Consider the following 26479-nt stretch of genomic DNA (forward strand, 5'->3'; position numbering starts at 1 on the left):
CGGATCGGCGCCGGACCTGGACAATGCCGGGCATGGGACATCTCGAAGCCAGCCACCTGGAGTACTACCTTCCCGACGGGCGGGTCCTGCTCCCCGACGTCTCCTTCCGCGTGGGGGAGGGGTCGGTCGTCGCCCTGGTGGGGGCGAACGGGGCCGGCAAGACCACGCTCCTGAAGATGATCTCCGGCGAGCTCCAGCCGCACGGCGGCGCGGTCACCGTGAGCGGTGGGCTGGGCGTGATGTCGCAGTTCGTGGGCTCGGTCCGCGACGAGACGACCGTCCGGGACCTGCTGGTCTCGGTGGCCCAGCCGCGGATCCGGGAGGCGGCGAAGGCCGTGGACCGCGCCGAGCAGCTGATCCTGACGGTGGACGACGAGGCCGCGCAGATGGCGTACGCGCAGGCGCTCAGCGACTGGGCCGACGTGCAGGGGTACGAGGCGGAGACGCTGTGGGACGTCTGCACGATGGCCGCGCTGGCGATCCCGTACGACACCGCGCAGTTCCGCGAGGTGCGCACGCTGTCGGGCGGTGAGCAGAAGCGGCTCGTCCTGGAGGCGCTGCTGCGCGGGCCGGACGAGGTGCTGCTGCTCGACGAGCCGGACAACTACCTCGACGTCCCCGGCAAGCGGTGGCTGGAGGAGCAGCTGGAGGCCACCCGCAAGACGGTGCTCTTCGTCTCGCACGACCGCGAACTGCTCACCCAGGCCGCCGAGAAGATCATCAGCCTGGAGGCGAGCCCGAACGGCTCGGACGTGTGGGTGCACGGCTCGGGCTTCGCCACGTTCCACGACGCCCGCAAGGAGCGCTTCGCGCGCTTCGAGGAGCTCAAGCGGCGCTGGGACGAGGAGCACGCCCGGCTGCGGGCCCTGGTGCTGCGGCTGCGCAACCAGGCCGCGAGCAGCCCGGACATGGCCTCCCGCTACCGGGCGATGCAGACCCGCTTCCAGAAGTTCGAGGAGGCCGGCCCGCCGCCGGAGCCGCCGCGCGAGCAGGACATCCGGATGCGCCTCAAGGGCGGACGTACGGGCGTGCGCGCCCTCACCGTGGAGAACCTCGAGCTGACCGGGCTGATGAAGCCGTTCTCCCTGGAGGTCTTCTACGGGGAGCGGGTCGCGGTCCTCGGCTCGAACGGCTCCGGGAAATCTCACTTCCTGCGCCTGATGGCGGGCGAGGACGTCAAGCACACGGGTACGTGGAAGCTCGGCGCCCGGGTGGTCCCCGGCCACTTCGCGCAGACCCATGCCCACCCGGAGCTGTTCGGCCGCACGCTCGTCGACATCCTGTGGACGGAGGCGGCGCTGCCGCTCGGCGGGGCGATGGGCGCCCTGCGCCGCTACGAGCTGGAGCGGCAGGGTGACCAGCCCTTCGAGAAGCTCTCGGGCGGCCAGCAGGCGCGCTTCCAGATCCTGCTGCTCGAGCTGGCGGGAACGACGGCGCTGCTGCTCGACGAGCCGACGGACAACCTGGACCTGGAGTCGGCGGAAGCACTGCAGGACGGGCTGGAGGCGTACGACGGCACTGTGTTGTGCGTCACCCACGACCGGTGGTTCGCCCGCACTTTTGACCGTTATCTGGTCTTCGGTTCGGACGGTGTTGTGAGGGAGACTACGGAGCCTGTCTGGGACGAACGTAGGGTCGAGCGGAAGCGCTAGGGGGAGACCTCCCCCCGGCTTGGTCGAGGGGACTGGTTGTGGGGCTGCGGCCTAGTGTCTGGGTCATGAAGTGGGACAGCCCGTCCTCCTGGGACCGGCGGGTGGAGTGGCTGCTCCGGCCCGCGCCCCGGTCCTGGCGGGCCGTGGGCCTGGTGATCCTGCTGTCGGTGGCGGTCTCGGCGAGCCTGCGGGTGAACTGGGGCTCCGACAACGCCTTCGTCGTGAAGGCGGCGGACGCCCTGCTCGCGGGGGTGTCCCCGTACGAGGACAAGCGGTTCCTCTACCTGCCCAGCGCCGTGATCATGGCGATCCCCGAGGCGCTGCTGCCGACGCCCCTGCTGCGCTGCGTGCTGCCGCTGGGGATGACCGGGCTGGTGGGGCTGGGCTGGTGGGCGGCGCTGCGGCTGTTCTCGGTGCCGGTGCGCTCGCGGCTCGCGGTGGGCGGCTTCGGGCTGTTCGCGCTGGCCTACAAGCCGTACGCCAATCTCGTGCTGATCGGGAACTGGACGGCGATCTCGGTCGCGGCGCTGCCGGTGGCGCTGCTGCTGGCGCACCGGCGGTCCTGGGGGGCCGCCGGGCTGGTGGTGGGTCTGGCCATCGCGTGCAAGCCGATGCTGGTGCCGATCGCGCTGCTCTTCGTCCTGGCCCGGCAGTGGCGCGGCCTCGCCGTGGCGGTGGGCGTGCCGGTCGGGCTGTCGCTGGCGGGGGCGCTGATGATGCCCCACCCGATGCTGTTCTTCACCAAGACGCTGCCGTTCCTGCTGCAGGGCCAGGACTCCTACGCGCTGCCGTGGGACGCCTCGCCGATCGCGGCGCTGCCGAGGCTGGGCGTGCCGGAGCCGCTGGCGGTGCTGCTCTCCTTCGCCGGCGCCGGGTGCGGACTCTGGGCGGTCTGGCGGCGCTGGCACCGTCCGGTGGCCCTGGACGGCGACGGGGGAGAGCTGCGGCTGGTGGAGACGGCCTGCATGGTGATGCTCTCCGCGTTCCTGGTGTCGCGCCCGTCCTTCGACCACTACATGCTCGTGGTGCTCCCGCTGCTGCTGGCGTCGGGGGTGCGGTCGGGTTCGATGCCGCGCTCGCCCTGGTTCTGGGTGGCCCTGGTGCCGCAGACGGCGGGCATTCCGTGGCCTTCGGAGCTCGAGCACAAGAGGCGGGCATTTCGGGACATGGTGACCCTGTGCTCCCTCGCCGGACTGCTCGTGTGGCGTTCGGTGCGGCCGGGCCGGGTTATCCTGGAAGTCGTACGAACTGCGGGGTCCCCACCCAGGACCGATCCGGAGTGCACCGCGGCCCCCGTTGATGCGGGGTCGCGGACCGCGTTTTGACCCTTCCAGGTCTTCACGGGTATCCTGCTGGTTCGTTATGCGTATTGGCTTGCTCATTCTCACGTGAATTGGCCTTACGCCGGTCCACCGGGCCGATGACCAGCGGTACCCACGGGTTGCGTCCCCGATGTGTACCAGGGCTGTCGTGATCGTCCGTGGTGACCCATGTCAGGACCCGTCCCTTCGGGCTCACCCCCCGGGGATGACCCACCACTGAAGAAGCGAAGGCATACGCGTGCGTACGTTCAGCCCCAAGCCCGGCGACATCTCGCGCCAGTGGCTCGTCATCGACGCCCAGGACGTTGTCCTCGGCCGTCTGGCGACCCAGGCCGCTGCCCTCCTTCGGGGCAAGCACAAGCCGACTTACGCCCCCCACATGGACATGGGCGACTTCGTCATCATCGTCAACGCCGACAAGGTTCACCTGTCCGGCAACAAGGCGACCCAGAAGATGGCGTACCGCCACTCCGGTTTCCCGGGTGGTCTCCGCTCGGTGCGCTACGACGACCTCCTGGCGAACAACCCGGAGAAGGCCGTCGAGAAGGCCATCAAGGGCATGCTCCCCAAGAACACCCTGGGCCGTCAGATGCTCTCGAAGCTGAAGGTCTACTCGGGCGATGTGCACCCCCACGCTGCCCAGCAGCCGGTGCCGTTCGAGATCACCCAGGTCGCGCAGTAGTTCCGGCCACCCCCTAAGACGTAGAAAATTCTGAGGAGCATCGTGGCCGAGACCACCGCCGAGACCCCTGTCGTCGAAGAAGAGTTCGAGGGCAACGTCGAGGAATACACCACCGAGTCCGCGGACGTAGTCGAGGGCGACTACACCTCGGAGTCCCTTGCCGGCCGCTTCGGCGACCCCCAGCCGGCCGCCGGCCTGGGCCGTCGCAAGAACGCCATCGCCCGCGTCCGGATCGTTCCGGGCACCGGCAAGTGGAAGATCAACGGTCGCACCCTTGAGGACTACTTCCCCAACAAGGTGCACCAGCAGGAAGTCAACGAGCCGTTCAAGCTCCTCGAGCTGGACAACCGCTACGACGTCATCGCCCGCATCTCGGGTGGCGGCGTTTCCGGTCAGGCCGGCGCCCTGCGCCTCGGCGTGGCCCGTGCGCTGAACGAGGCGGACGTGGACAACAATCGCGCCGCGCTCAAGAAGGCCGGCTTCCTTTCCCGCGACGACCGTGCGGTCGAGCGCAAGAAGGCCGGTCTCAAGAAGGCCCGTAAGGCTCCGCAGTACAGCAAGCGTTAATCAGCGCCTGCTGTTCTGCACCGAAACCGCCCCGGCAGCACTCTGTGTGCTGCCGGGGCGGTTCGTTTACCGCCAAAAGCGGCAAATAATTGGCACAACTGCTCACAGCGAAGTGCGAACTCGGGAGGACAACAGTGGGACGACTCTTCGGGACGGACGGTGTACGGGGCGTCGCCAACGCGGATCTGACGGCCGAGCTCGCGCTCGGCCTGTCCGTGGCGGCCGCACACGTACTGGCCGAGGCCGGAACCTTCGAAGGCCACCGGGCCACCGCCGTCGTGGGCCGGGACCCCCGCGCCTCCGGTGAGTTCCTGGAAGCCGCAGTCGTCGCGGGACTCGCGAGCGCGGGCGTGGACGTCCTGCGCGTCGGTGTGCTGCCCACCCCGGCGGTGGCGTATCTCACCGGTGCGCTGGGCGCCGACCTCGGCGTCATGCTCTCGGCCAGTCACAACGCCATGCCGGACAACGGCATCAAGTTCTTCGCGCGCGGCGGCCACAAGCTCGCCGACGAGCTGGAGGACCGGATCGAGTCCGTCTACGAGGACCACCGCACGGGCGCTCCCTGGGAGCGGCCGACGGGTTCCGGCGTCGGCCGCGTCTCCGACTACGACCAGGGCTTCGACAAGTACGTCGCCCACCTCATGGGCGTCCTGCCCAACCGCCTCGACGGCCTGAAGGTCGTCCTGGACGAGGCGCACGGCGCGGCGGCCTTCGTCTCGCCCGAGGCCTTCGCCCGGGCCGGCGCGGAGATCGTCACCATCGGCGCCGAGCCCGACGGCCTGAACATCAACGACGGCTGCGGATCCACCCACCTCGGCCTGCTGAAGCAGGCCGTCGTCGAACACGGGGCCGACCTCGGCATCGCGCACGACGGGGACGCCGACCGCTGCCTCGCGGTGGACGCGAACGGCGCGGAGATCGACGGCGACCAGATCCTCGCGGTGCTGGCCCTGGCCATGCGCGAGTCCGGGCACCTGCGCGAGAACACCGTGGTCGCCACCGTGATGTCCAACCTGGGCTTCAAGCTGGCCATGGAGTCCGAGGGCATCCACGTCGTGCAGACCGGGGTCGGCGACCGGTACGTCCTGGAGTCGATGAAGGAGCACGGGTACGCGCTGGGCGGCGAGCAGTCCGGCCACGTGATCATCCTCGACCACGCCACCACCGGCGACGGCACGCTGACCGGCCTGATGCTGGGCGCGCGCCTCGTCGCCACCGGCAAGCCGCTGGCGGAGCTGGCCGGCGTCATGGACCGGCTGCCGCAGGTGCTGGTCAACGTCCCCGACGTGGACAAGTCCCGGGTCACGACCTCGGCCGAGCTGGCCGCCGCCGTCGCCGACGCGGAGCGGGAACTGGGCACGACCGGGCGGGTGCTGCTGCGCTCCTCGGGCACGGAGCCGCTCGTCCGGGTGATGGTGGAAGCCGCCGACATCGAGCAGGCCCGCGCCGTCGCGGGGCGGCTGGCGGACGTGGTGAAGGCCGCGCTCGGCTAGAGCCCGCGGACCTCTCGCACCGGCCCCGTCGTACGAAGCCTCGTACGGCGGGGCCGTTCGCGTACGCCGGACCCGCCCCGGCTCACGCCCCGGGCGGGACCGCTCCGGGCGGGACCGTCCCCTGCGGCACCGGCCGGCGGGTCCAGCGGCCGCGCTGCGTGCGCCACAGCAGTTTCTGGCCCAGCAGGGTCAGTACGCCGGCCAGGATGATCCCGAACAGGTTCAGGAGCAGTTGCTCCGCCGAACCCCACGTCTGGGCCAGGTCTCCGTAGCTCAGGGCCACGGCGGCGTTGGCGGCGGCCGGGACGGTGGTCACCGAGATCGCGACGCCGACCAGCGCGCCGGATTTCGCGGAGGTCAGGGAGAGCACCCCGGCCGCGCCGGCGAGCAGCGCCACGACGAAGGAGAACAGGTCCGGCTGCCAGATGAAGCCCGTGTTGGGGCGCGGGTCGACCACCATGTGCCGGTCGAACAGGTCGAGGGCGTCCATCGCCAGGCTGAAGACGGTGGTGGCGGCCATCGCGGCCGCGAAGCCGACCAGCAGGGCGAGCAGGGAGCGCGCGGCCAGCCGGGGGGCCCGCTGCACCAGGCCGGTGCACACGCCCGCGAGCGGGCCGAACTCCGGGCCGACGGCCATCGCGCCCACGATCAGGACGGCGTTGTCGAGGACCACGCCGCAGGCCGCGATCATCGTCGCGATGATCATGAAGGCGCAGTAGGTGATGGTGAGCGTGGACTCCTCGTGGGTGGCCCCGCTCAGCTGCTCCCACAGGACGGCGTCGGCGCCCTCGCCCGGGGCCTCCTCCTCGGCCCGCTCGGCGCGCGCTGACAACGAGAGGTCGATGTTCTCGAGCGCGATCGAGCCGTCCCGGTCGATGCCGAGCTCCCGGAGCTCGTGCAGGAGCTCGTCGCCCGCCTCGCGCGCCACGTCGCACAGGACGATGTCGCCCGGGGGTATGCGGGCGGCTCCGGGCAGTACCACCAGATGGGTGGTGCCGACCGTCGACTCGACGATGCGGACCACGGCATCCGTCCGGTCCGCCGGGGTGATCATCCGTAGGTGCAGCATGGCCGCACACTAGCTTCCCCTAGAGCTTGCGCAGACTCAGCTTCTGCACCTTGTGGTCGGGGCCCTTGCGGACGACCAGGGTGGCGCGGCCGCGGGTGGGGGCCACGTTCTCCAGCAGGTTGGGCTTGTTGATCGTCCGCCACATCGTCTGCGCGTACTCCAGCGCCTCCTCCTCGGAGACCTGGGTGTACTTGCGGAAGTAGGAGAAGGGGTTCTGGAACGCCGTCTCGCGCAGTTTGCGGAACCGGTTGAGGTACCAGCGCTCGATGTCCTCGGGGCGCGCGTCCACGTACACGCTGAAGTCGAAGTAGTCGGCGAGGCCCACCCGGGTGCGGCCGTCCTTGCCGGGCATGGCCGGCTGGAGGACGTTGAGCCCCTCGACGATCAGGATGTCCGGGCGGCGCACGACGAGCTGCTCGCCGGGGACGATGTCGTAGATCAGGTGGGAGTAGACCGGGGCCGTGACCTCGTCCTTGCCCGCCTTGATGTCGGCGACGAAGCGGGTCAGCGCGCGGCGGTCGTACGACTCCGGGAAGCCCTTGCGGGCGGTCAGCCCGCGCCGCTGGAGCTCCTTCATCGGGTAGAGGAAGCCGTCGGTGGTGACCAGCTCCACGCGCGGGTGCTCGGGCCAGCGGGCGAGGAGGGCCTGGAGGAGGCGGGCCACGGTGGACTTCCCGACGGCCACCGAGCCGGCGACCCCTATGACGAAGGGGGTGCCCTGCTGGGCGCCGTGGCCGTTGCCGGCGTCGCCGAGGAAGGTGTTCAGGGTGCCGCGGAGGTTGCTGGTGGCCCCGACGTACAGGTTCAGCAGCCGGGAGAGCGGCAGGTAGACGTCCCGGACCTCGTCGAGGTCGATGACGTCGCCGAGCCCGCGCAGCCGCTCGACCTCGTCGGCGGTGAGCGGGAGGGGGGTCCGCTCGCGCAGGGCGCTCCACTCGGCGCGGGTGAGGTCCAGGTAGGGGGAGGCCTCGTGGCCCCGGCGGCGCGTGGGGTGCGCGGCGTGTCCGGGGTGCGCGGGGCGCTCCGGTCCGTCGGGGCGCTCCGTCGCGCTGTCCGGCGGCGTCCTTCGTGGCGGCGAAGTGATCACAGGGCCATTGTCGGGGCTAGCGGGCCGTTGTGGGTGGTGTGGTCGGTCACGTGGCGGGGGGCCTTATGGCCGGGGAAGGGCGGGTTGTGCCGGGGCCGGTCTCGATCGGAGAGCTCTGTGGTCTCGGCGCCGTCACGATGCGTGGGAGCTGCAATCAAATCGCCGCGGGTGTCGGTACCACCGCGTACCGTGGTGATCACGTGGCCGTCGAGGCCGTTCCCGCGCGCTCACGCGCTGTCCGGGGCGCCCCCGCACGCCACCGTCTCGTGCTTTCCGACCTGTCCCGTGGGGGGAACCATCGTGCGCAGCGCACTTGTCCGTCGTACCGTCCTGACCGCTTCCGCCCTGTCCCTGGCGCTGCTCGCCACCGCGTGCGGCAGCTCGGACAAGGCCGACGCGAAGAAGGACGACGCGAAGCCCGACACCTCTTCCTCGGCTCCGGCCGCCCCCGCCGCGAAGGGCCGGACGGACGCCGAGCTCGGCGGCGTGCTCCTGGTCCAGGCGGACCTGCCCGACCACGTCCTGAAGACCGCCACCGCGGACGAGGTGAAGGCCGCCGCCGGGGCCACCAGCGACAAGCCCGCGTGCCTTCCGCTGGTCAAGGCGCAGTCCATGACCGCGCAGGGCACCGCCACCGGCACCGCGCGCGTCAAGGCCGTCGCGAAGGGCAAGGAGCCGGCCGCGGACGCCAGCCCGGAGGAGAAGCTGAAGGCCGGTCTGGACGCCCTCGGAGCGACCGCCACCGCCGTCACCCTGGAGTCGTACGAGGCCAAGGGCGCGGAGGACGCCTTCGCCTCGCTCAAGGCCGCCGGTACGGCGTGTGCCACGGGCTACGCGGTCACCCAGGCGGGCGAGGCCGGCAAGGTCACCAAGGTCGGTCCGGCCGCCGCCGTCACCGCCGGTGACGAGGCGCTGGCCTACACCGTCGAGGGCGACGCGGACGGCGAGTCCTTCACGACGCAGCTCGTGGTCGTGCGCAAGGGCAACACCCTCGCCACCTTCTCGGCCCTGAGCCTGACCGGTACCGCCGAACAGCCGACGGCCGTCGTCACGGCGCAGGTGAAGAAGCTCGGCTGACGGCTTGTCTGACGGCGTGCCCGACGGGCTGCCCGACGGCCCTTCGCACACGCGTCGACCCCGCCCCGGCGATTTCGCCGGGGCGGGGTTTTCGTCTTGTTCAGGTACCGGGCAGGGAGCCAACTACGGCGTACCCTGCGGCTTATGTGCGGAATCGTGGGTTACGTGGGAGCGCAGTCGGCGCTCGATGTGGTCATTGCCGGACTCAAGCGGCTGGAGTACCGCGGCTACGACTCGGCGGGTGTCGCCGTGCTCGCCGACGGAGAACTCGCCGCCGTCAAGAAGGCCGGCAAGCTGGTCAACCTGGAGAAGGAACTGGTCGGGCACCCGATGCCGGCCGGGTCCACGGGACTCGGACACACCCGGTGGGCCACCCATGGCGGGCCCACCGACGTCAACGCCCACCCGCACCTCGACAACACGGGGCGCGTGGCCGTCGTCCACAACGGGATCATCGAGAACTTCGCCGCGCTGCGCGCCGAGCTCACCGAGCGCGGGCACCGGCTGGAGTCCGAGACGGACACCGAGGTCGTGGCGCACCTGCTGGCGGAGCGGTTCTCCTCCACCGGTGACCTCGCGGAGGCGATGCGGCAGGTGTGCCGGCTGCTGGAGGGCGCCTTCACGCTGGTCGCGATCCACGCCGACGACCCGGACGTGGTGGTCGGCGCGCGCCGCAACTCGCCGCTGGTGGTGGGCGTCGGAGAAGGCGAGAACTTCCTCGCCTCCGACGTGGCCGCGTTCATCGCCCACACGCGGGCCGCGATCGAACTGGGGCAGGACCAGGTGGTCGAGCTCCGCCGCGACGGCGTCTCGGTGACCAACTTCGACGGTTCGGCCGCGACCGTGCGGGCCTACCACGTGGACTGGGACGCCTCGGCGGCCGAGAAGGGGGGCTACGACTACTTCATGCTCAAGGAGATCGCCGAGCAGCCGAAGGCCGTCGCCGACACCCTCCTGGGCCGGATCGACGCGAGCGGCCGGCTGACCCTCGACGAGGTGCGCATTCCCGACTCGGTGCTGCGCGAGGTCGACAAGGTCGTGATCGTGGCCTGCGGCACGGCGTACCACGCGGGCATGATCGCGAAGCTGGCCATCGAGCACTGGACCCGCATCCCGTGCGAGACGGAGCTGGCCAGCGAGTTCCGCTACCGCGACCCGATCCTGGACCAGCGGACGCTGGTGATCGCGATCTCGCAGTCCGGCGAGACCATGGACACCCTCATGGCGCTGCGGCACGCGCGCGAGCAGGGGGCCAAGGTGCTGGCCGTCTGCAACACGAACGGGTCGACGATCCCGCGCGAATCGGACGCCGTGCTCTACACCCATGCCGGCCCGGAAGTGGCCGTCGCCTCGACCAAGGCGTTCCTGACGCAGCTGGTGGCCTGCTACCTGGTCGCCCTGTACCTCGGCCAGGTCCGGGGCACGAAGTGGGGCGACGAGATCCGCGCGGTCATCCGGGAGCTGTCGGACATCGCCGCGGCGGTGGACACCGTACTGGGCACGATGGAGCCGGTACGGGCGCTCGCGCGCTCCCTGGCCGACAAGGACACCGTGCTGTTCCTGGGGCGGCACGTCGGCTACCCGGTGGCGCTGGAGGGCGCGCTCAAGCTCAAGGAGCTGGCGTACATGCACGCCGAGGGCTTCGCGGCGGGCGAGCTCAAGCACGGGCCGATCGCGCTGATCGAGAAGGACCTGCCGGTGGTCGTCGTCGTCCCGTCGCCGCGCGGGCGCTCGGTGCTGCACGACAAGATCGTTTCGAACATCCAGGAGATCAGGGCGCGCGGGGCCCGGACCATCGTGATCGCCGAGGAGGGGGACGAGGCGGTGGTCCCCTACGCCGACCACCTGATCCGCATCCCGGCCACCCCGACGCTGCTCCAGCCGCTGGTGGCGACCGTGCCGCTGCAGGTCTTCGCGTGCGAGCTGGCGACGGCCCGGGGCAACGAGGTGGACCAGCCGCGTAATCTCGCCAAGTCGGTGACCGTGGAGTGAGCGAAGAGGACCGGTCGTTGTGATTGTTGGTGTGGGGATCGACGTCGCCGAGATCGAGCGGTTCGGCGGCGCGCTGGAGCGTACGCCCGGACTGGCGAAGCGGCTCTTCGTCGAGGCCGAGCTGACCCTGCCGAGCGGCGAGCGGCGCGGTACCGCCTCGCTCGCGGCCCGCTTCGCCGCCAAGGAGGCACTCGCCAAGGCGCTCGGTGCGCCCGGCGGACTGCTGTGGACCGACGCCGAGGTGTACGTGGAGGAGAGCGGGCAGCCGCGGCTGCGGGTGTCCGGGACGGTCCAGGCGCGGGCGGCGGAACTCGGCGTCCGCTCCTGGCACCTCTCGCTCAGCCACGACGCCGGTGTCGCCTCCGCGGTGGTGATCGCCGAGGGATAGCGGGCAGGGTGGTTCCATGCGAACTGCTTACAGCGTGGAGACCGTACGGGCCGCCGAGCGGGAGCTGATGGCGAGGCTGCCCGAAGGCGCCCTGATGCAGCGGGCGGCGGCCGGACTGGCCGCCGTCTGCGCCCGGTTGCTGCCCCGGGTCTACGGGGCGCGGGTCGTGCTGCTGGTCGGCTCCGGGGACAACGGCGGCGACGCGCTGTACGCGGGCGCGCGCCTGGCCCGGCGCGGGGCCGGTGTGACGGCGGTGGCCGTGGATCCCGCCCGGGTGCACCCGGGCGGGCTGGCCGCGCTGCTGGCCGCCGGCGGACGCCTCGACCCGCAGGTGCCCCCGCGGGCGGACCTCGTCGTGGACGGGCTCGTCGGGATCGGCGGCCGGGGCGGGCTGCGGCCGGCCGCGGCGGCGCTCGCGCAGGGGATCCCGGCGGGCGCGGCGGTGGTCGCGGTGGACCTGCCGAGCGGGGTGGACGCGGACACCGGGGAGGTGGCGGGAGCGGCCGTACGGGCCGACGTCACCGTCACCTTCGGGGCGTACAAGCCGGGACTGCTCATCGCCCCGGGGGCCTCGCGGGCCGGCGTGGTGCACCTGGTGGACATCGGGCTGGAGTTCCCCGGGCCGCCGGACGCGGAGGCCTTGCAGCACGCGGACGTGGCGCGGCTGCTGCCGGAGCCGACGGAGGCCAGCGACAAGTACCGGCGGGGCGTGGTCGGGATCGTCGCCGGGTCGGCGCGCTACCCGGGTGCGGCGGTGCTCGCGGTGGCGGGCGCCCTGCGGGGCGGCGCGGGAGCGGTGCGGTACGTGGGACCGGAGGCCGTCGCGGAAGCGGTGCTGGCCCGCTACCCGGAGACGCTGATCGGGCCCGGCCGGGTCCAGGCGTGGGTGCTCGGTCCGGGGCTGGGGGACGAGGGCGGTCCGGAGGTCCTGTCGAAGCCGCTCTCCCAGCCGGTACCGGTGCTGGTGGACGCGGACGGGCTGCGCGGGCTGGACCCCGAGGTCCTGCGCGCGCGGACGGCGCAGACCCTGCTGACCCCGCACGCGGGGGAGGCGGCGGCGCTGCTGGGGGTCGCGCGCGAGGCCGTGGAGGCGGGACGGCTCCAGGCGGCGCGGCGGCTGGCGGCGCGGTACGGGGCGACGGTGCTGCTGAAGGGTTCGACGACGGTGGTGTCCCCGCCGTCGGGCGGGACGGTGCGGGTCAACCCGACGGGCACGGCGTGGCTGGCGACCGCCGGGAGCGGGGACGTGCTGTCGGGGCTGGGCGGCTCGCTGCTGGCGTCGGGGCTGTCCGCGTGGGACGCGGCGGCGGTGGCCGCGTACCTGCACGGCCTGGCGGGGCGGCGGGCGTCCGCGGGGGCGCCGGCCTTGGCGCACGGGGTGGCGCAGGCGCTGCCCGCGGTCTGGCGGGACGTCGGCGGCTCGCCGCGCGGCTGAGGCGCGCGGCGCCGGGGGCGCGGCGCCGGGGCGGCTCGCGGCGCGGCGGCGTGGCGGCTCGGCGGCCCGGCGGTGGCGGCCCGGTGTGGCCCGGCGGCCCGGCGGCGACGGGCGGAGCCCCGAAGCGGTGGCGCGGGTCCGGGAGTGGTCTCACCAGCGGCGGGTGGGGGTTCTGCGAGACTGGGGGGGATGAACGAGACAGCCACGCGCGTGTACGCCGAGATCGATCTTGACGCCGTACGGGAGAACGTGCGCGCACTGCGCGAGCGGGCGCCCCGGTCGGAGCTGATGGCCGTCGTCAAGGCGAATGCCTACGGGCACGGAGCCGTGGCCTGCGCCGAAGCCGCCCGGGAAGCCGGTGCCACCTGGCTCGGGACCGCCACGCCCGACGAGGCGCTCGCGCTGCGCGCCGCCGGGATCGGCGGCCGGATCCTGTGCTGGCTGTGGACCCCCGGCGGGCCGTGGCGGGAGGCCGTCGAGGCCGACGTGGACGTGTCCGTCAGCGCGCTGTGGGCCCTGGACGAGGTACGCGAGGCGGCGCGCGCCGCCGGGCGGACCGCCCGCATCCAGCTCAAGGCCGACACCGGGCTGGGCCGGGGCGGCTGCCAGCCCGCCGACTGGGCGGAGCTCGTCGGCGCGGCCGTCGCCGCCCAGGCCGAGGGGACCGTCCACGTCACCGGGCTCTGGTCGCACTTCGCCTGCGCCGACGAACCCGGCCACCCCTCGATCGAGCCGCAACTGGCCTCCTTCCGCGACATGCTCGCGTACGCCGAGAAGGAGGGCCTCGAGCCCGAGGTACGGCACATCGCCAACTCGCCCGCGACCCTCACCCTCCCGGAGAGCCACTTCGACCTCGTCCGCTGCGGACTCGCGGTCTACGGCGTGTCACCCGCCCCCGAGCTCGGCACCCCCGCCCAGCTCGGGCTGCGCCCCGCCATGGCCCTGAAGGCCTCCGTGGCCCTGGTCAAGGACGTACCCGCCGGGCACGGCGTCAGCTACGGGCACCACTACGTGACCGAGCGGGAGACCCGACTCGCGCTGATCCCGGCCGGCTACGCCGACGGGGTCCCGCGGCACGCCTCCGGCAGCGGCCCGGTGCTCCTCGCCGGCCGGACCCGGTACGTCGCCGGACGCGTCGCCATGGACCAGTTCGTCCTGGACATCGGCCCCGAGGACCGGGTCCTCCCCGGCGACGAGGCCGTCATCTTCGGGGACGCCGAACGCGGCGAGCCCTCCGCCGAGGACTGGGCTCGAGCGGCGCAGACCATCGCGTATGAGATCGTCACCCGTATCGGGGCCCGGGTCCCCCGGGTGTACCGCAACGCGCGCAGCGGCAACGGCTGAGTGAGGACGGCGGCGTGAGCGAGAACTGGCGCAGCAAGGCCGGCTGGGCCGGAGCGGCCATCGGCGTGATAGCCGCGGGCGCCGCGGCCGGTGTCGCGGTCGAACGGATCACCGTCGGACGCGGCATGCGCATGCGGGCGCGCCTCGCCCTCGACGCGACCGGGGACTACGGCTCCCTGCGCGGCACTTCGGGCACCGCGCGGGCCGATGACGGCACCTCGCTCTACTACGAGGTCGACGAGCTGCCCGAGGAGGGCAAGCGGCGCCGCCTGCGCCGCAAGGCCCCCGCCCCGGCGACCGTGGTGTTCTGCCACGGCTACTGCCTCGCGCAGGACTCCTGGCACTTCCAGCGCGCCGCCCTGCGGGGCCTGGTCCGCGCCGTGTACTGGGACCAGCGCAGCCACGGCCGCAGCGGGCGCGGCCTCGCCCAGGCCGAGGGCGAACCGGTGACCTTCGAACAGCTCGGCCGCGATCTGCGGGCCGTCATCGACGCGGCGGCCCCCGAGGGGCCGCTGATCCTGGTCGGTCACTCGATGGGCGGCATGACCGTCATGGGACTGGCGGACCAGTTCCCCGAGCTCGTCCGGGAGCGCGTGGCCGGGGTGGTCCTGGTCGGCACCTCCAGCGGCGGACTGCGCGACGTGACGTACGGACTGCCCTCCGTCGGCTTCGGGGCGGTGCGCCGGCTGCTGCCCGGCGTGCTCAAGGCGCTCGGCTCCCAGGTGGAACTGGTGGAGAAGGGCCGCCGGGCCACCGCGGACCTGTTCGCGGGCATGGTCAAGATGTACTCCTTCGCCTCGCCCGACGTGGACCCGGGCGTGGCCCGCTTCGCCGAACGGCTCATCGAGGGCACCCCCATCGACGTGGTCGCCGAGTTCTACCCGGCCTTCCAGACGCACGACAAGACGGCCGCGCTCCAGCGGTTCGCGGACATTCCCGTCACCGTCATCGCCGGGGACCACGACATGGTCACCCCGCCCGGTCACAGCCAGGCCATCAAGGACGCGCTGCCCTCCGCCGAGCTGGTCGTCCTGGAGTCCGCCGGGCACCTGATGATGCTGGAGCACCCGGACACCGTGACCCGGCTGCTCACGGAACTGCTGGCGCGCACGGGCGTGGTGTCCGTACCGGCTAACGTTGGCGAGCATGGAAGAAGTAGCGCGGGAAGCATCGCGCAGCCAGGCACAGGATCAGGCACAGGATCAGGCACCGGCTCCTGAAGCGGGGACCGAGGCACACGTCACCATCGGCTCGCCCGATGCCATGCAGGACCTCGGCCGCAGGATCGCCGCACTGCTGCGCCCCGGCGACCTCGTCCTGCTGACCGGCGAGCTCGGCGCGGGCAAGACCACCCTGACCCGCGGCCTCGGCGAGGGCCTCGGCGTCCGCGGGGCCGTGACCTCGCCGACCTTCGTGATCGCCCGGGTCCACCCGTCGCTGACGGGCGGTCCGGCGCTCGTGCACGTGGACGCGTACCGCCTGGGCGGCGGGCTGGACGAGATGGAGGACCTGGACCTCGACGTCTCGCTCCCCGAGTCCGTGGTCGTCGTGGAGTGGGGCGACGGCAAGGTCGAGGAGCTGTCCGACGACCGGCTCCACGTGGTGATCCGGCGGGCGGTCGGGCACGAGGAGGTCCTGGACGACGTACGGGAGGTCGTGGTCCTCGGGGTCGGCGCGCGCTGGTCCGACCGGGACGGCGGCGGCGCGGGTCTGCGGGCCCTCGCGGGAGTCCTCGCGGAGTGAACGTGCCGACAACTCGTCGGCAAGATATTGCGCGAGCGGCAGGGCGCGTGGTCACATGGTACCGAGGGCTGGTTAGGCGTACCTAAGTACGGGCTGGCCCCGGCCAGGAGGCAGCCATGTCGGCAGCAGGAGCAGTGGCACCGGGAGCGCGGGCCCCCGGTCCGTCCGCCGTGTCCATGCGGGCGCTGCTCGCCGCGGGCGCGGCGGCCAGCGCGGTGTCCACGCCGCCCTCGCGCGCCCGCGCGGAGGGTCCGGACCCGGTGACGGATGCCGTGGCGCAGGCTCCTGAAGGAGCCGCGGCAGCCGGGGGAGCGCCCGAGGAGGGCGAAGGGGCCGCTCCGGAGTGCGCGGCGGCCTGAGGGAGATCACCCCGAGCCCTGAGGGAGCTCACCCGAGCCCCGAGGGAGCTCACCCCGAGCGCGGAGACCGGGACGACGGCCGTCCCCGGTCCCTCGTACGGGTGAATTCGGCGTGTCGGATCCTGGACCGGAACGGACGCCGGGCCGGAGCGGACGCCGAGCCGGAACGGACGCGGAGCGGGCCGGTCCCGGACGGTCCCCGGAGCGTCAGGGAACGACGACGACCTTCGAGCTGATGGTGGCGAAGGCCCACATCGCGTCGCCGTCGGCGCGCGTCATGCGGATGCCGCCGGTCTTCTTGGCCGCGTCGGGCGCCGGCACCGTGTTGTCCACGCGGGCGCTGAATCCGATCGCGATCCCCTCCGTGGTGGCGAACCGGACCACGTGCTCGATCGGCACCCCGTCCGAACCGGTCACCGTTCCCGAACGGGAGCCGACCGCGTAGCTGCCGGGCGCCGGGTGGACCGTGCTCGGCATCACCGCGAACGACTTCGGCTCCTGGCCGGCCGGGCCCACCAGCCACACGCGCTTCGCGCCGACCGAGTACACGACGCGCACCCCGGTGCCGGAACCGGCCGGTACGGCCACCGGCTTGGCCGGGTCCGTCTTGGCGGTGCCGGGGTCGGCCGGGGCGGGCGCCTGCGGGACCTGGGCGGCGGCCTTCGGCGGGTGCGCGGGGGCGCTGGCGGAGGCCTGGTAGCCGAGGAAGCCGATGACCGCCAGGGCCGCGGCGGTGAGCCCGGCCACGATTCCCGAGCTGCTGCGTGCCACCTTGCTCCACCTCTCCGCATGGTCTTCGGGGGCCTCGGCGCCGTCTCGACGCCGTTCCGGCGCCGGGTTGCCGACGCGGGGGTGCCGTGATCACCGACACCTGGGTCGAAGGTAGCAGCCGGGGTGCCCGCAGACCGGCCGCAAGGGCCCGGGCCCCCGGAGTCGTAGGCTGTTCGCGTGCTCTTGCTCGCTGTAGATACCGCCACGCCCGCCGTCACCGTCGCCCTGCACGACGGCGAGTCCGTCCTCGCCGAGTCGAACCAGGTCGACGCCCGCCGCCACGGGGAGCTCCTGCTGCCCTCCGTGGACAAGGTCCTCGCCGAGGCGGGGGTCACGCTCGAAGCCGTCACCGGCATCGTCGTCGGTGTGGGCCCCGGCCCCTACACGGGGCTGCGGGTCGGTCTCGTCACCGCCTCCACCTTCGCCTCCGTCCTCGGTGTGCCCGTGTACGGGCTGTGCACCCTCGACGGCCTGGCCCACGCGGCCGGCGCCGCCGGGATCGAGGGCCCCTTCACCGTCGCCACCGACGCGCGGCGCAAGGAGGTCTACTGGGCCCGGTACGCGGACCCGCGCACCCGGGTCGGCGAGCCCGCGGTGGACCGGCCGGCCGACATCGCCGAGCGGGTCGCCGGCCTCCCGGCCGTCGGCCAGGGCGCGCGGCTCTACCCGGAGGTCTTCACCGACGCGCGGGACCCCGAGCACCAGAGCGCCGGCGCGCTGGCCGCCCTGGCGGCGGAGCGGCTCGCGGCCGGGGCCGCCTTCGAGAACGCCCCGGGCGTCCCCCCGAGCCCGCTCTACCTGCGCCGGCCCGACGCGCAGGTGCCCAAGAACTACAAGGTGGTCACCCCGCAGTGACCGCCCGACCGTCGGCTCCGGACGTCGTCCTGCGCGAGATGCGCTGGTGGGACATCGAACCCGTGCTGGAGCTGGAACACGAGCTGTTCCCCGAGGACGCCTGGTCCGCCGGGATGTTCTGGTCCGAGCTCGCGCACGCCCGCGGCCCCCGCGCCACCCGCCACTACGTCGTGGCGCAGACGGTGCCGGACAGCGGCTCCGCCGGCCAGGAGGGCCGCCTGGTCGGCTACGCCGGGCTGGCCGCCGCCGGCGACCTGGGCGACGTACAGACCATCGCCGCCGCCCGCGACCAGTGGGGCACCGGACTCGGCGCCCGGCTGCTGAGCGACCTGCTGCGCGCCGCCACCGACTTCGAGTGCGCCGAGGTGCTGCTGGAGGTCCGGGTCGACAACACCCGGGCCCAGAAGCTCTACGCGCGCTTCGGCTTCGAGCCGATCGGCTTCCGCCGCGGCTACTACCAGCCGGGCAACGTCGACGCGCTCGTGATGCGCCTCAGCGACCCCGCAACCTCCGTACCCGTAGACGAACCCGTGCAAGGTGAGACGACCCATGGCTGACGAACCGCTCGTCCTCGGCATCGAGACCTCCTGCGACGAGACCGGCGTCGGCGTCGTCCGGGGCACCACCCTCCTCGCCGACGCCATCGCCTCCAGCGTCGACGAGCACGCCCGCTTCGGCGGCGTCGTGCCCGAGGTGGCCTCCCGGGCGCACCTGGAGGCGATGGTCCCCACCATCGAGCGCGCCCTGAAGGAGGCCGGGGTCAGCGCCCGCGACCTCGACGGGATCGCCGTCACCGCCGGCCCCGGCCTCGCGGGGGCGCTGCTGGTGGGCGTCTCGGCGGCGAAGGCGTACGCGTACGCGCTGGGCAAGCCGCTGTACGGGGTGAACCACCTGGCCTCGCACATCTGCGTCGACCAGCTGGAGCACGGGCCGCTGCCCGAACCGACGATGGCGCTGCTGGTCTCCGGCGGGCACTCCTCGCTGCTGCTGGCCCCCGACATCACCTCCGACGTGCGGCCGCTCGGCGCGACCATCGACGACGCGGCCGGCGAGGCCTTCGACAAGATCGCGCGCGTGCTGCAGCTGGGCTTCCCCGGCGGCCCGGTCATCGACCGCCTCGCGCGCGAGGGCGACCCGAAGGCGATCAGCTTCCCGCGCGGGCTGACGGGGCCGCGCGACGCGGCGTACGACTTCTCCTTCTCCGGGCTCAAGACGTCCGTCGCCCGCTGGATCGAGGCGAAGCGCAAGGCCGGCGAGGAGGTGCCGGTGCGCGATGTGGCCGCGTCCTTCCAGGAGGCCGTGGTGGACGTGCTGACGCGCAAGGCGATCCGGGCGTGCAAGGACGAGGGCGTCGACCACCTGATGATCGGCGGCGGTGTCGCGGCCAACTCCCGGCTGCGCTCGCTCGCGCAGGAGCGCTGCGACGCCGCGGGGATCGTCCTGCGGGTGCCGCGGCCGGGGCTGTGCACGGACAACGGCGCGATGGTGGCGGCGCTGGGCGCGGAGATGGTCAAGCGCAACAGGGCGCCCTCGGACTGGGACCTGTCGGCGGACTCCTCGCTGCCGGTGACGGACCCGCACGTTCCGGGCCGGCCCGGGGACGAGGGCCCCGCCGGGGACGACGGCCACGACCACGGTCACGGTCACGGTCATGGCCACAGTCATGGTCACGGCCACGACCACGACCACGTGCACGAGCTGAGCAAGGACAACCTGTACTCGTGAGCACCGTCGCGCTGATGTGGGAGGCCCGCTCCGTCCCGGGGCGGGGCAACGAGCTCCTGGAGTGGGCCCGTTCGCAGGTGCTCGCCCAAGACCCGGTGCGGCGCGAGGTGTTCCGGGCCCCGCAGGACCGGGTCCTCGTGATCACCTGGTGGGAGACCCCCGAGGGGATCGCGGCCGAGCTGCCCGAACTGCCCGAACCCGCCGACGATTTGATCACGCGGGCGGTCCACCGCTGGCGGTTCGAATCGGTGGAGACGTCCGGAGCCGACGGAAGCTGATCCTCCGCGCCGGGGGCGCGGGCGGGACCTGCGGAACAGGCACGGCGGGGCGGATATGGTCATGCCCATGCCCCGTCGTGACCTGCCCCCGCCGCCCCCTCCCGCGCACCTGCGCGCCTGGCTCGACGAGAGCACCGTACGGGCCGACCGCGCCCGCTTCCTGAACGAGCTCGGGCGGCGCAGCCTGGGCGTCGGACGGCTGCTGCTCCTCTGGGCCGTCGCGGCGGTCTTCGCCCTCGGCTGGTCGTTCGTCGGCATGGCCCTGATGGCCTTCGAGGCGCACGACCCGCTTTCGTACCTCTTCGGCCTCATCTTCTCGGTGCTCGGCGTGGGCGTGCTGATCCCGGCCGGGTTCTGGTTCGCCTGGGGCGCCAAGCGGGACCGGCAGATGCGCCGGCTGCTGTGCGCGTGGGCCGAGCTGGACGGGGACCCGGACACCGACTCCTCGGCGCGCGCGCCGGGCCTCAGCCTGACCTGGCTGCTGTCCTCCTTCGTCCTGGCCGGGACCGGGCTCTGGGTGACCTTCGGGACGGCGGTGTCGGCCCGGCCCGGAGCCGACACCTACGGCGAGGTCACGTACACGATGGGCCTCGGCATGATCCTGTGGATCACCGGGCTGCTGGGGGCCGGCAAGGCGGGCGCGCACTACCGGTGGGCGGTACGCGCCTTCCGCGGCGGGCGCACGTCCTCCTGAGCGCGGGCCCGGGCGCCGGGCCCGAGCGCCGGTCCTGAGTCCGTGTCACGAACCCGTGTCACGAGTCCGCGTCGCGAGGGCCGGGCGTCAGGACCCGGTCGTCGGCGAGCCGATCAGCATCGAGGGAGCGCCCGCGACCCGGGTCAGGAACACGGTCGCGGAGTTCGGGCCCTGCGGCTTCACCTTCCTGCGCAGCTCCTCGGGCTCGATCGCGGAGCCGCGCTTCTTCACCGTCAGGATCCCCACCCCGCGCTCGCGCAGCAGCGCCTTGAGCTTCTTCAGGCCGAAGGGCAGCACGTCGGTGATCTCGTACGAGGTCGCGTACGGGGTCTCGCGCAGCTCGTCGGCGGTGATGTACGCGATGGTCGGGTCGATCAGCCGGCCGTCCAGCTGCTCCGCGACCTCGGCGACGAGATGGGCCCGGATCACGGCGCCGTCGGGCTCGTAGAGGTAGCGGCCGACGGGACCGGCCTGAGGGTCGGGCAGCGGGTCGGCGGTCGCCAGCGCGCGCGGCCCGGGCAGCAGGGTCGCGCGGATCTCGCCCGGGGCGGTCCCGAACCACAGGACGGCCTCCTTCACGTCCCCCTGGTCCGAGATCCACTCGGCCTCGGCCTCGGCGGGGACCGCCTCGTGCGGGATCCCGGGCGCGATCTTGATGGCGGCGAACCGTGCGGCGCGGGCGGTGGCCACGGCCCACGACAGCGGCGGGGAGTAGGACTCCGGGTCGAAGATCCGGCCGCGCCCGCCCCGGCGCGCCGGGTCGATGAAGACGGCGTCGTAGCCCGCGGTGTCGACCTCCGTGACGTCCGCCTCCCGGACCTCGATCAGATCCGCGAGCCCCAGTGCCGCGGCGTTGGCGCGCGCGACGGCGACGGTCAGCGGGTCGTGGTCCACCGCCAGCACGCGGATGCCGATCCGGGCCAGGGCCAGGGCGTCCCCGCCGATGCCGCAGCACAGGTCGGCGACGCTGCGGACGCCCAGGGCGGCGAGCCGCTCGGCGCGGTAGGAGGCCACCGACGCACGCGTGGCCATCTCTCCGCCGCCGGGGGTGAAGTACATCCGGCGGGCGTCCCCGGCCCCGAACTTCGCCACCGCGCGCTGCCGCAGCCGGGCCTGCCCGAGGGTGGCGGACACCAGCGGGGCGGGGTGCTCGCGGCGCAGCCGGGTGGCGACGGCGAGCTCCTGGGCGGGGTCGTAGTCCCGGAGCGAGTCGAGGAGGGCGCTGCCCTCGGGGGTGAGGAGCGCGGCGAAGTCTTCGGGGGTCACCGGTCCATTGTCGGCCACGGTGGGCCACTCGGAGGAAGGTCGCGTTCCCCTCGCGGTGTCGGCCGGGGCGCGTGCGGAACGGGTGTAAAGATCCCCAACTATGCAGCTAGTCCGACAAAAGGAACATAAGACGCAACAGGGTCACCGGATCGCGGCAGCAACGCGAGGCCGGTTGGGGATGGCCGCGACGGCCGCACTGCTGGTCGCCGGACTGGCGACCGGGTGCGGATCGGCGGAGCCCGCGAAGCCGGACAAGGCCTCGAAGGCGAAGGCCGCCGCGGGAGCCGAGGCCGCGGGGGCCGGCGCGCTCGGCAACCGCGCCGAGAAGCTGAAGGCCGCCCAGCAGGCGCGGGCGGTCGCCTCGAAGAAGTGGGGCCTGGCCAAACCGCCGCTCATGGCCCCGGACGCGCCCGGGACGAAGCCGACGATCACCACGCGCGACGGCTTCGAGGTCGAGGACCAGGAGAACCTCCCGCCGGTCTTCACCACCGTCCCCACGGAGGAGAAGGTCGTCTTCCTGACGATCGACGACGGCGCCGAGAAGGACCCCGAGTTCCTGAAGATGATGCAGGAGCTCAAGATCCCGTACACGGCGTTCCTCAGCGACTACCTGGTGCGGGACAACTACCCGTATTTCAAGCAGATGCAGGCCGCGGGCGTCACCCTGAACAACCACACGCTCAACCACCGTTACATGCCGGCGCTCTCGTACGAGACGCAGCGGCAGGAGATCTGCGGTCAGCAGGACACGATCGAGAAGCAGTTCGGCAAGCGGCCGACGCTCTTCCGCCCGCCGTACGGGAACTACAACGAGGACACGCTGCGCGCGGCCAAGTCCTGCGGGATCAAGGCCGTTCCGCTGTGGAACGAGGAGGCCTTCCCGAACCGGATGGACTGGCGGGAATGGGACAAGGACCTCCACCCCGGCGACATCATCCTCACCCACTTCCGGGGCAAGGAGGACTGGAAGGGGAACATGACTGACATGATCCGTCATGTCATGAAGACCGTCACGGCCAAGGGGTACGCCGTGGCCCGCCTGGAGGACTATCTGTGAAGCACACGCGCCGGTTGGTAGCCGGAACGCTGGCGGCCGGCGCGCTCGCGCTGTCCCTGACGGGGTGCGGGGACGGCGCGGATCCCACCGAACGGCTCGGCCGCAAGGCGACGGAGACCGCTCCGTCCCCGTCGGCCCCGGCCTCCGCCTCCTCCCCGGCATCCGGCTCCTCCGGGGCCGGGCCGGGGGCGGCGGGGGACGAGGCGTACCGCAAGTGGGGGCTGACCGCCCCGCTGCAGTACGCGCCCAAGCCCTCGGTCAAACCCCAGATCCCGCCGGCGAAGCCGGGGAGGGTCCAGGTCATCGACCGCATACCCGTCCCGGCGGACGACAAGGTCGTCTTCCTGACGTTCGACGACGGCGCGGAGAAGAACCCCGAGTTCCTGAAGATGGCGGCCGACCTGAAGCTGCCGATCAGCATGTTCCTGACGGACAACATCGCCTCGGCGGACTACGGGCACTTCGAGAAGCTCCGCGACAACGGCTCCCAGAGCACGATAAACAACCACACGCTGACGCACCCGAACCTGCGGACCCTGCCCTTCGCGGAGCAGAAGAAGGAGATATGCGGGCAGCAGGAACGCCTGGAGAAACGATTCGGCGCGAAGCCGACGCGCTTCCGCCCGCCGTTCGGCAACTACAACGACGACACCCTCAGGGCCGCGAACGAGTGCGGGATAACCCAGCTCCTCCTGTGGCGCGTGTCGATGCAGATCAACAACTTCCAGTACGCCGAGGGCTCCGCCCTCAAGCCCGGCGACATCGTCCTGGCCCACTTCCGCGGCCCCGCCGAGCTCAAGGGCTCGACGGAGATCGAGATGACCACGCGGATGCTCCAGCGGATACAGGAGCAGGGCTACCGGATCGGACGGCTCGAGGACTACCTATAGGCGGGCGGCCACCGCCGGAGTGATCGTCGTCTCCACCGGGCCCAGACTGTCCGCCTCGCGCTGGCGTTCCGCGCTGTCGGAGATGCGCAGGAGCAGGGCGACCATGATCCAGTTGGCCAGCAGGGAGGAGCCGCCCGCCGCGAGGAAGGGCAGGGCCTTGCCCGTCAGGGGGATGAGGCCGGTGACGCCGCCGGCCACCACGAAGACCTGGAGGGCCAGCGCCGAGGACAGGCCCACCGCGAGCAGCTTGCCGAACGGGTCGCGCGCGCCCAGGGACATCCGCAGCCCCCGCTGCACGAGGAGCGCGTACAGGATCAGGACGGCCATGACGCCGGCCAGGCCGAGCTCCTCGCCCACCGTCGTCAGGATGAAGTCGCTGCGGCCCGCGAACCCGATCAGTTCCGGGTGACCCAGGCCGAGCCCCGTGCCCGAGATGCCGCCCGTGCCGAAGCTGAACAGCGCCTGCGCCGACTGGTCCGAGATGACGCCGGGCGGCCGGTCCTTCCAGTAGTACGACAGCGGGTTCAGCCAGGCGGCCACGCGCCCCTTGACGTGGGGCTCGGTCGCGCCCACGACGGCCGCGCCCGCCGCGGCCATGACCAGGCCGCAGACGATCCAGCTGGTGCGCTCCGTGGCCACGTAGAGCATCACCACGAAGACGCCGAAGAAGATCAGTGAGGTGCCGAGGTCGCGCTCGAGGACCAGCACGAGCAGCGAGATGATCCACACCGTGACGAGCGGTCCGAGCTGCCTCATCGGCGGCAGCCGCATGCCCATGAACTTGCGCCCCGACAGGGCCAGCGCGTCCCGGTGGATGACCAGGTAGCCCGCGAAGAAGACCGCGATCATGATCTTCACGAACTCGCCGGGCTGCACCGAGAGGCCGCCGATGATGATCCAGCGCTTCGCCCCGTAGGTGTCCGCGCCGAAGAAGGCGGGGGCGATCAGCGCCACCAGCGCGACGACCATCGTGATGTAGATGAAGCGCTGCAGCAGCCGGTGGTCGCGCAGGATGCCCAGCACCGCGATGCAGGCCGCGACGCCGACCACCGACCACATCAGCTGGCCGGGCGCGTTCGCCTCCGCGCCCTTGAACCGCTCGATGTACCCCTGGTCGAGGCGGTGCAGGAGCACCAGCCCCAGCCCGGTCAGCAGCAGGGCGAGCGGGAAGACCAGCGGATCCGCGTACGCCGCGAACCGGCGCACGGCCAGGTGCCCCACCAGGGCGAGCAGCGACATGCTGATCACGAAGCCGGCGAGGTTGGGCGGCAGCACGTCGTTCATGGCCAGGCTCGCGCTGACGTGCCCGGCCACGGTGATGCCGACGACGAGGACGAGCAGCAGCGCTTCCGTGCGGCGACGCGCTCCCGCCGTCGTCAGGGGCCTCAGTCCACGCACGGGACGCCGCCGCCGTCGATGGCGGGGGTTCCGCTGCTCTTCTGTGACGGTGCGGGGGTGCTGCCCGGAGCGGGAGCCGAGCCCGGGGCGGACGCGGCCGGTCCGGAGTCACCCGGTGAGGAGGGAGCGGCGCCCGGTGCGCTCGGGCTCGCAGAGGCCTTGGGCCCGATCTGCTCGGCAATGAGGCGCTTTATCTTCATATCGTCTACGACGTTTATCTCCGTGCCATGGTTCCGGCCGAAGCCCTCGATGGGAAGGGTCACAAACTCGACGTTGCCCCCCGACAGGTTCTTCGCCTGCTTCACGAACGACAGCAGGTCCCATCCGCGGTCGGTCACGACGTCCTGCTTCGCGGCGTCGATCAGCTTGATCAGTTTCATCGGGTCCGTGAAGGTGCCCGCCTGGTTCAGCTTGTGCGTCGCACCCGCCAGGAAGGCCTGCTGCCGCTTCGTCCGGTCCAGGTCGCCCATGGCCAGCCCGTGCCGCTGCCGGACGAAGGCCAGCGACTGCTGCCCGTCGAGGGTCTGCGGACCCGCGGGGAAGTCGGCGCCCGAGAAACCGTCCTTCGTGGGGTTCTTCAGACACACCGGTACGCCGCCCAGCGCGTCCGCCAGGTGGTAGAAGCCGGCCAGGTTCAGCTCGGCGAAGTGGTCGATCGGCACGCCGAGGAAGGTGCGGACCGTCTCGATCTCCGCCTTGCGCCCCGCCTCGCGCCCCTCCAGCTCCAGCTGCCGCCGGTCCTTGACCCCCTGGGCCGAGAGCCGGTCCTCGACGGCGGCCTTCGCCCGGCCGTACGCCTCCTTGACCTTGGCCTTGCCGGTGAATCCGGGCACGCCGTGCAGCTCGACGAAGTCGTCGCGCGGCACCGAGAAGGCCTTCGCCCTGCTCCCGTCGCCGGGCACGTGGAGCAGGATCAGGGTGTTGGTGTTGTAGCCGCCGATGTTCGAACTGCCCGCGTGCAGCTTGTCGAGGACTTCCTCCGGCAGCGGCTCGCCGTTCTGGTCGCGGCGGCTGTCCAGCCCCATCAGCAGGATGTTCGTATCGCCGTACTTCGACTTCTCGGCCCCGTCGAGGGCCTTCGAGCTGCCGATGCTGGAGGCCAGGTCCTCGTACAGGTACCAGGCGGTGGCACCCGCGCCGACCACCAGCGCGCAGCCGGTCGCCAGCAGCGTGCGGGTGAGGCGGGCCCGGCGCGAGGGCTTGCGGCGCCGGGACGCGGGGGCCTGGGCCGGGCCCCGGCTCCGGCCACGGCCCTGAGCCTGCGGTTCCTGGGGCTTCCTGCGGTGCGCACTCATGCTTGTCGATGCTGAGGCAGGAGTGCTGAAGGAAACCTGA

Annotated in this window: 26 protein-coding genes; 20 read left to right on the forward strand and 6 right to left on the reverse strand. The window is 72.4% G+C overall.

Annotated features, from left to right (window positions below; all coding sequences use genetic code 11):
- Positions 1-23 precede the first annotated feature (23 nt).
- The 5 genes from ACWF9Z_RS11945 to glmM all read left to right on the forward strand — a co-directional run bounded on the left by ACWF9Z_RS11945 (position 24) and on the right by glmM (position 5716).
- Entirely contained in the window at positions 24-1652 is a 1629-nt protein-coding gene (locus ACWF9Z_RS11945) for an ATP-binding cassette domain-containing protein (RefSeq protein WP_453600566.1), read from the forward strand.
- A 65-nt stretch (positions 1653-1717) separates the two neighbouring features.
- Entirely contained in the window at positions 1718-2977 is a 1260-nt protein-coding gene (locus ACWF9Z_RS11950; protein ID WP_453600568.1) for a glycosyltransferase family 87 protein, read from the forward strand.
- 235 nt (positions 2978-3212) lie between these two features.
- Entirely contained in the window at positions 3213-3656 is a 444-nt protein-coding gene (gene rplM / locus ACWF9Z_RS11955) for a 50S ribosomal protein L13 (RefSeq protein WP_453600571.1), read from the forward strand.
- A 42-nt stretch (positions 3657-3698) separates the two neighbouring features.
- Positions 3699-4223 (forward strand): 30S ribosomal protein S9, encoded by a 525-nt coding sequence (gene rpsI, locus ACWF9Z_RS11960; protein ID WP_356649550.1) that lies wholly within the window; start codon positions 3699-3701, stop codon positions 4221-4223.
- 134 nt (positions 4224-4357) lie between these two features.
- Positions 4358-5716 (forward strand): phosphoglucosamine mutase, encoded by a 1359-nt coding sequence (gene glmM / locus ACWF9Z_RS11965; RefSeq protein WP_453600574.1) that lies wholly within the window; start codon positions 4358-4360, stop codon positions 5714-5716.
- 82 nt (positions 5717-5798) lie between these two features.
- On the opposite strand, the gene ACWF9Z_RS11970 is transcribed toward glmM, so the two are convergent.
- The gene (locus ACWF9Z_RS11970) at positions 5799-6785 is read right to left on the reverse strand and encodes a DUF389 domain-containing protein (RefSeq protein WP_453600577.1); all 987 of its coding nucleotides are present in this window, start codon (positions 6783-6785) and stop codon (positions 5799-5801) included.
- 19 nt (positions 6786-6804) lie between these two features.
- Positions 6805-7740 (reverse strand): type I pantothenate kinase, encoded by a 936-nt coding sequence (gene coaA / locus ACWF9Z_RS11975; protein WP_453600743.1) that lies wholly within the window; start codon positions 7738-7740, stop codon positions 6805-6807.
- Positions 7741-8172: 432 nt separating this feature from the next.
- Between coaA and ACWF9Z_RS11980 the strand changes: the two genes are divergently transcribed.
- The 8 genes from ACWF9Z_RS11980 (at position 8173) to ACWF9Z_RS12015 (ending at position 16210) form a co-directional block, all read left to right on the forward strand.
- The gene (locus tag ACWF9Z_RS11980; protein WP_453600580.1) at positions 8173-8949 is read left to right on the forward strand and encodes a hypothetical protein; all 777 of its coding nucleotides are present in this window, start codon (positions 8173-8175) and stop codon (positions 8947-8949) included.
- A gap of 144 nt (positions 8950-9093) precedes the next feature.
- Complete coding sequence (glmS, locus tag ACWF9Z_RS11985) at positions 9094-10941, forward strand: glutamine--fructose-6-phosphate transaminase (isomerizing) (protein ID WP_453600583.1); 1848 nt, start codon at positions 9094-9096, stop codon at positions 10939-10941.
- A 19-nt stretch (positions 10942-10960) separates the two neighbouring features.
- Positions 10961-11329, forward strand: coding sequence for a holo-ACP synthase (locus tag ACWF9Z_RS11990; RefSeq protein ID WP_453600586.1), 369 nt, complete (start codon positions 10961-10963; stop codon positions 11327-11329).
- Between the two features lie 16 nt (positions 11330-11345).
- Positions 11346-12764: an NAD(P)H-hydrate dehydratase gene (locus tag ACWF9Z_RS11995; protein ID WP_453600589.1), complete on the forward strand. Its 1419-nt coding sequence runs from the start codon at positions 11346-11348 to the stop codon at positions 12762-12764.
- 189 nt (positions 12765-12953) lie between these two features.
- Positions 12954-14108 carry an alanine racemase gene (gene alr, locus ACWF9Z_RS12000; protein WP_453600592.1) on the forward strand — a complete coding sequence of 385 codons (1155 nt, stop codon included), beginning with the start codon at positions 12954-12956 and terminating at the stop codon, positions 14106-14108.
- A 14-nt stretch (positions 14109-14122) separates the two neighbouring features.
- Positions 14123-15328 (forward strand): alpha/beta fold hydrolase, encoded by a 1206-nt coding sequence (locus ACWF9Z_RS12005; protein ID WP_453600594.1) that lies wholly within the window; start codon positions 14123-14125, stop codon positions 15326-15328.
- Positions 15329-15371: 43 nt separating this feature from the next.
- Positions 15372-15851 (forward strand): tRNA (adenosine(37)-N6)-threonylcarbamoyltransferase complex ATPase subunit type 1 TsaE, encoded by a 480-nt coding sequence (gene tsaE / locus ACWF9Z_RS12010; RefSeq protein ID WP_453600596.1) that lies wholly within the window; start codon positions 15372-15374, stop codon positions 15849-15851.
- A gap of 116 nt (positions 15852-15967) precedes the next feature.
- Positions 15968-16210 (forward strand): hypothetical protein, encoded by a 243-nt coding sequence (locus tag ACWF9Z_RS12015; RefSeq protein WP_453600599.1) that lies wholly within the window; start codon positions 15968-15970, stop codon positions 16208-16210.
- Between the two features lie 207 nt (positions 16211-16417).
- Here the strand turns inward: ACWF9Z_RS12015 and ACWF9Z_RS12020 are convergent, their stop codons facing one another.
- Complete coding sequence (locus ACWF9Z_RS12020; RefSeq protein ID WP_453600602.1) at positions 16418-16981, reverse strand: hypothetical protein; 564 nt, start codon at positions 16979-16981, stop codon at positions 16418-16420.
- A gap of 177 nt (positions 16982-17158) precedes the next feature.
- Here ACWF9Z_RS12020 and tsaB point away from each other — a divergent pair, with 177 nt between their 5' ends.
- The 5 genes from tsaB (at position 17159) to ACWF9Z_RS12045 (ending at position 20533) form a co-directional block, all read left to right on the forward strand.
- Positions 17159-17836, forward strand: a complete 678-nt coding sequence (gene tsaB / locus ACWF9Z_RS12025) for a tRNA (adenosine(37)-N6)-threonylcarbamoyltransferase complex dimerization subunit type 1 TsaB (RefSeq protein ID WP_453600604.1) — start codon at positions 17159-17161, stop codon at positions 17834-17836.
- Between the two features lie 38 nt (positions 17837-17874).
- Positions 17875-18393, forward strand: coding sequence for a ribosomal protein S18-alanine N-acetyltransferase (rimI, locus tag ACWF9Z_RS12030; protein WP_453600746.1), 519 nt, complete (start codon positions 17875-17877; stop codon positions 18391-18393).
- The gene (gene tsaD, locus ACWF9Z_RS12035; protein ID WP_453600607.1) at positions 18386-19561 is read left to right on the forward strand and encodes a tRNA (adenosine(37)-N6)-threonylcarbamoyltransferase complex transferase subunit TsaD; all 1176 of its coding nucleotides are present in this window, start codon (positions 18386-18388) and stop codon (positions 19559-19561) included. Before rimI ends, tsaD begins: the two co-directional genes overlap by 8 nt.
- Complete coding sequence (locus ACWF9Z_RS12040; protein ID WP_453600609.1) at positions 19558-19839, forward strand: hypothetical protein; 282 nt, start codon at positions 19558-19560, stop codon at positions 19837-19839. Before tsaD ends, ACWF9Z_RS12040 begins: the two co-directional genes overlap by 4 nt.
- A 67-nt stretch (positions 19840-19906) precedes the next feature.
- The gene (locus ACWF9Z_RS12045; protein ID WP_453600612.1) at positions 19907-20533 is read left to right on the forward strand and encodes a hypothetical protein; all 627 of its coding nucleotides are present in this window, start codon (positions 19907-19909) and stop codon (positions 20531-20533) included.
- 87 nt (positions 20534-20620) lie between these two features.
- On the opposite strand, the gene ACWF9Z_RS12050 is transcribed toward ACWF9Z_RS12045, so the two are convergent.
- Positions 20621-21799 (reverse strand): class I SAM-dependent methyltransferase, encoded by a 1179-nt coding sequence (locus ACWF9Z_RS12050; RefSeq protein WP_453600615.1) that lies wholly within the window; start codon positions 21797-21799, stop codon positions 20621-20623.
- A gap of 100 nt (positions 21800-21899) precedes the next feature.
- Here ACWF9Z_RS12050 and ACWF9Z_RS12055 point away from each other — a divergent pair, with 100 nt between their 5' ends.
- The gene (locus tag ACWF9Z_RS12055; RefSeq protein ID WP_453600617.1) at positions 21900-22856 is read left to right on the forward strand and encodes a polysaccharide deacetylase family protein; all 957 of its coding nucleotides are present in this window, start codon (positions 21900-21902) and stop codon (positions 22854-22856) included.
- Positions 22853-23746, forward strand: coding sequence for a polysaccharide deacetylase family protein (locus ACWF9Z_RS12060; protein ID WP_453600619.1), 894 nt, complete (start codon positions 22853-22855; stop codon positions 23744-23746). The genes ACWF9Z_RS12055 and ACWF9Z_RS12060 overlap by 4 nt, the downstream gene beginning before the upstream one ends.
- Here the strand turns inward: ACWF9Z_RS12060 and ACWF9Z_RS12065 are convergent.
- Both ACWF9Z_RS12065 and ACWF9Z_RS12070 read right to left on the reverse strand, forming a co-directional pair.
- Positions 23741-25144: an FtsW/RodA/SpoVE family cell cycle protein gene (locus ACWF9Z_RS12065; RefSeq protein WP_453600621.1), complete on the reverse strand. Its 1404-nt coding sequence runs from the start codon at positions 25142-25144 to the stop codon at positions 23741-23743. The genes ACWF9Z_RS12060 and ACWF9Z_RS12065 overlap by 6 nt on opposite strands.
- On the reverse strand, positions 25132-26439 hold the full coding sequence (locus ACWF9Z_RS12070) for an LCP family protein (RefSeq protein ID WP_453600624.1): 1308 nt from the start codon (positions 26437-26439) through the stop codon (positions 25132-25134). The genes ACWF9Z_RS12065 and ACWF9Z_RS12070 overlap by 13 nt, the downstream gene beginning before the upstream one ends.
- Between the last annotated feature and the right edge of the window lie 40 nt (positions 26440-26479).

Source organism: Streptomyces sp. NPDC054961 (assembly GCF_053609145.1).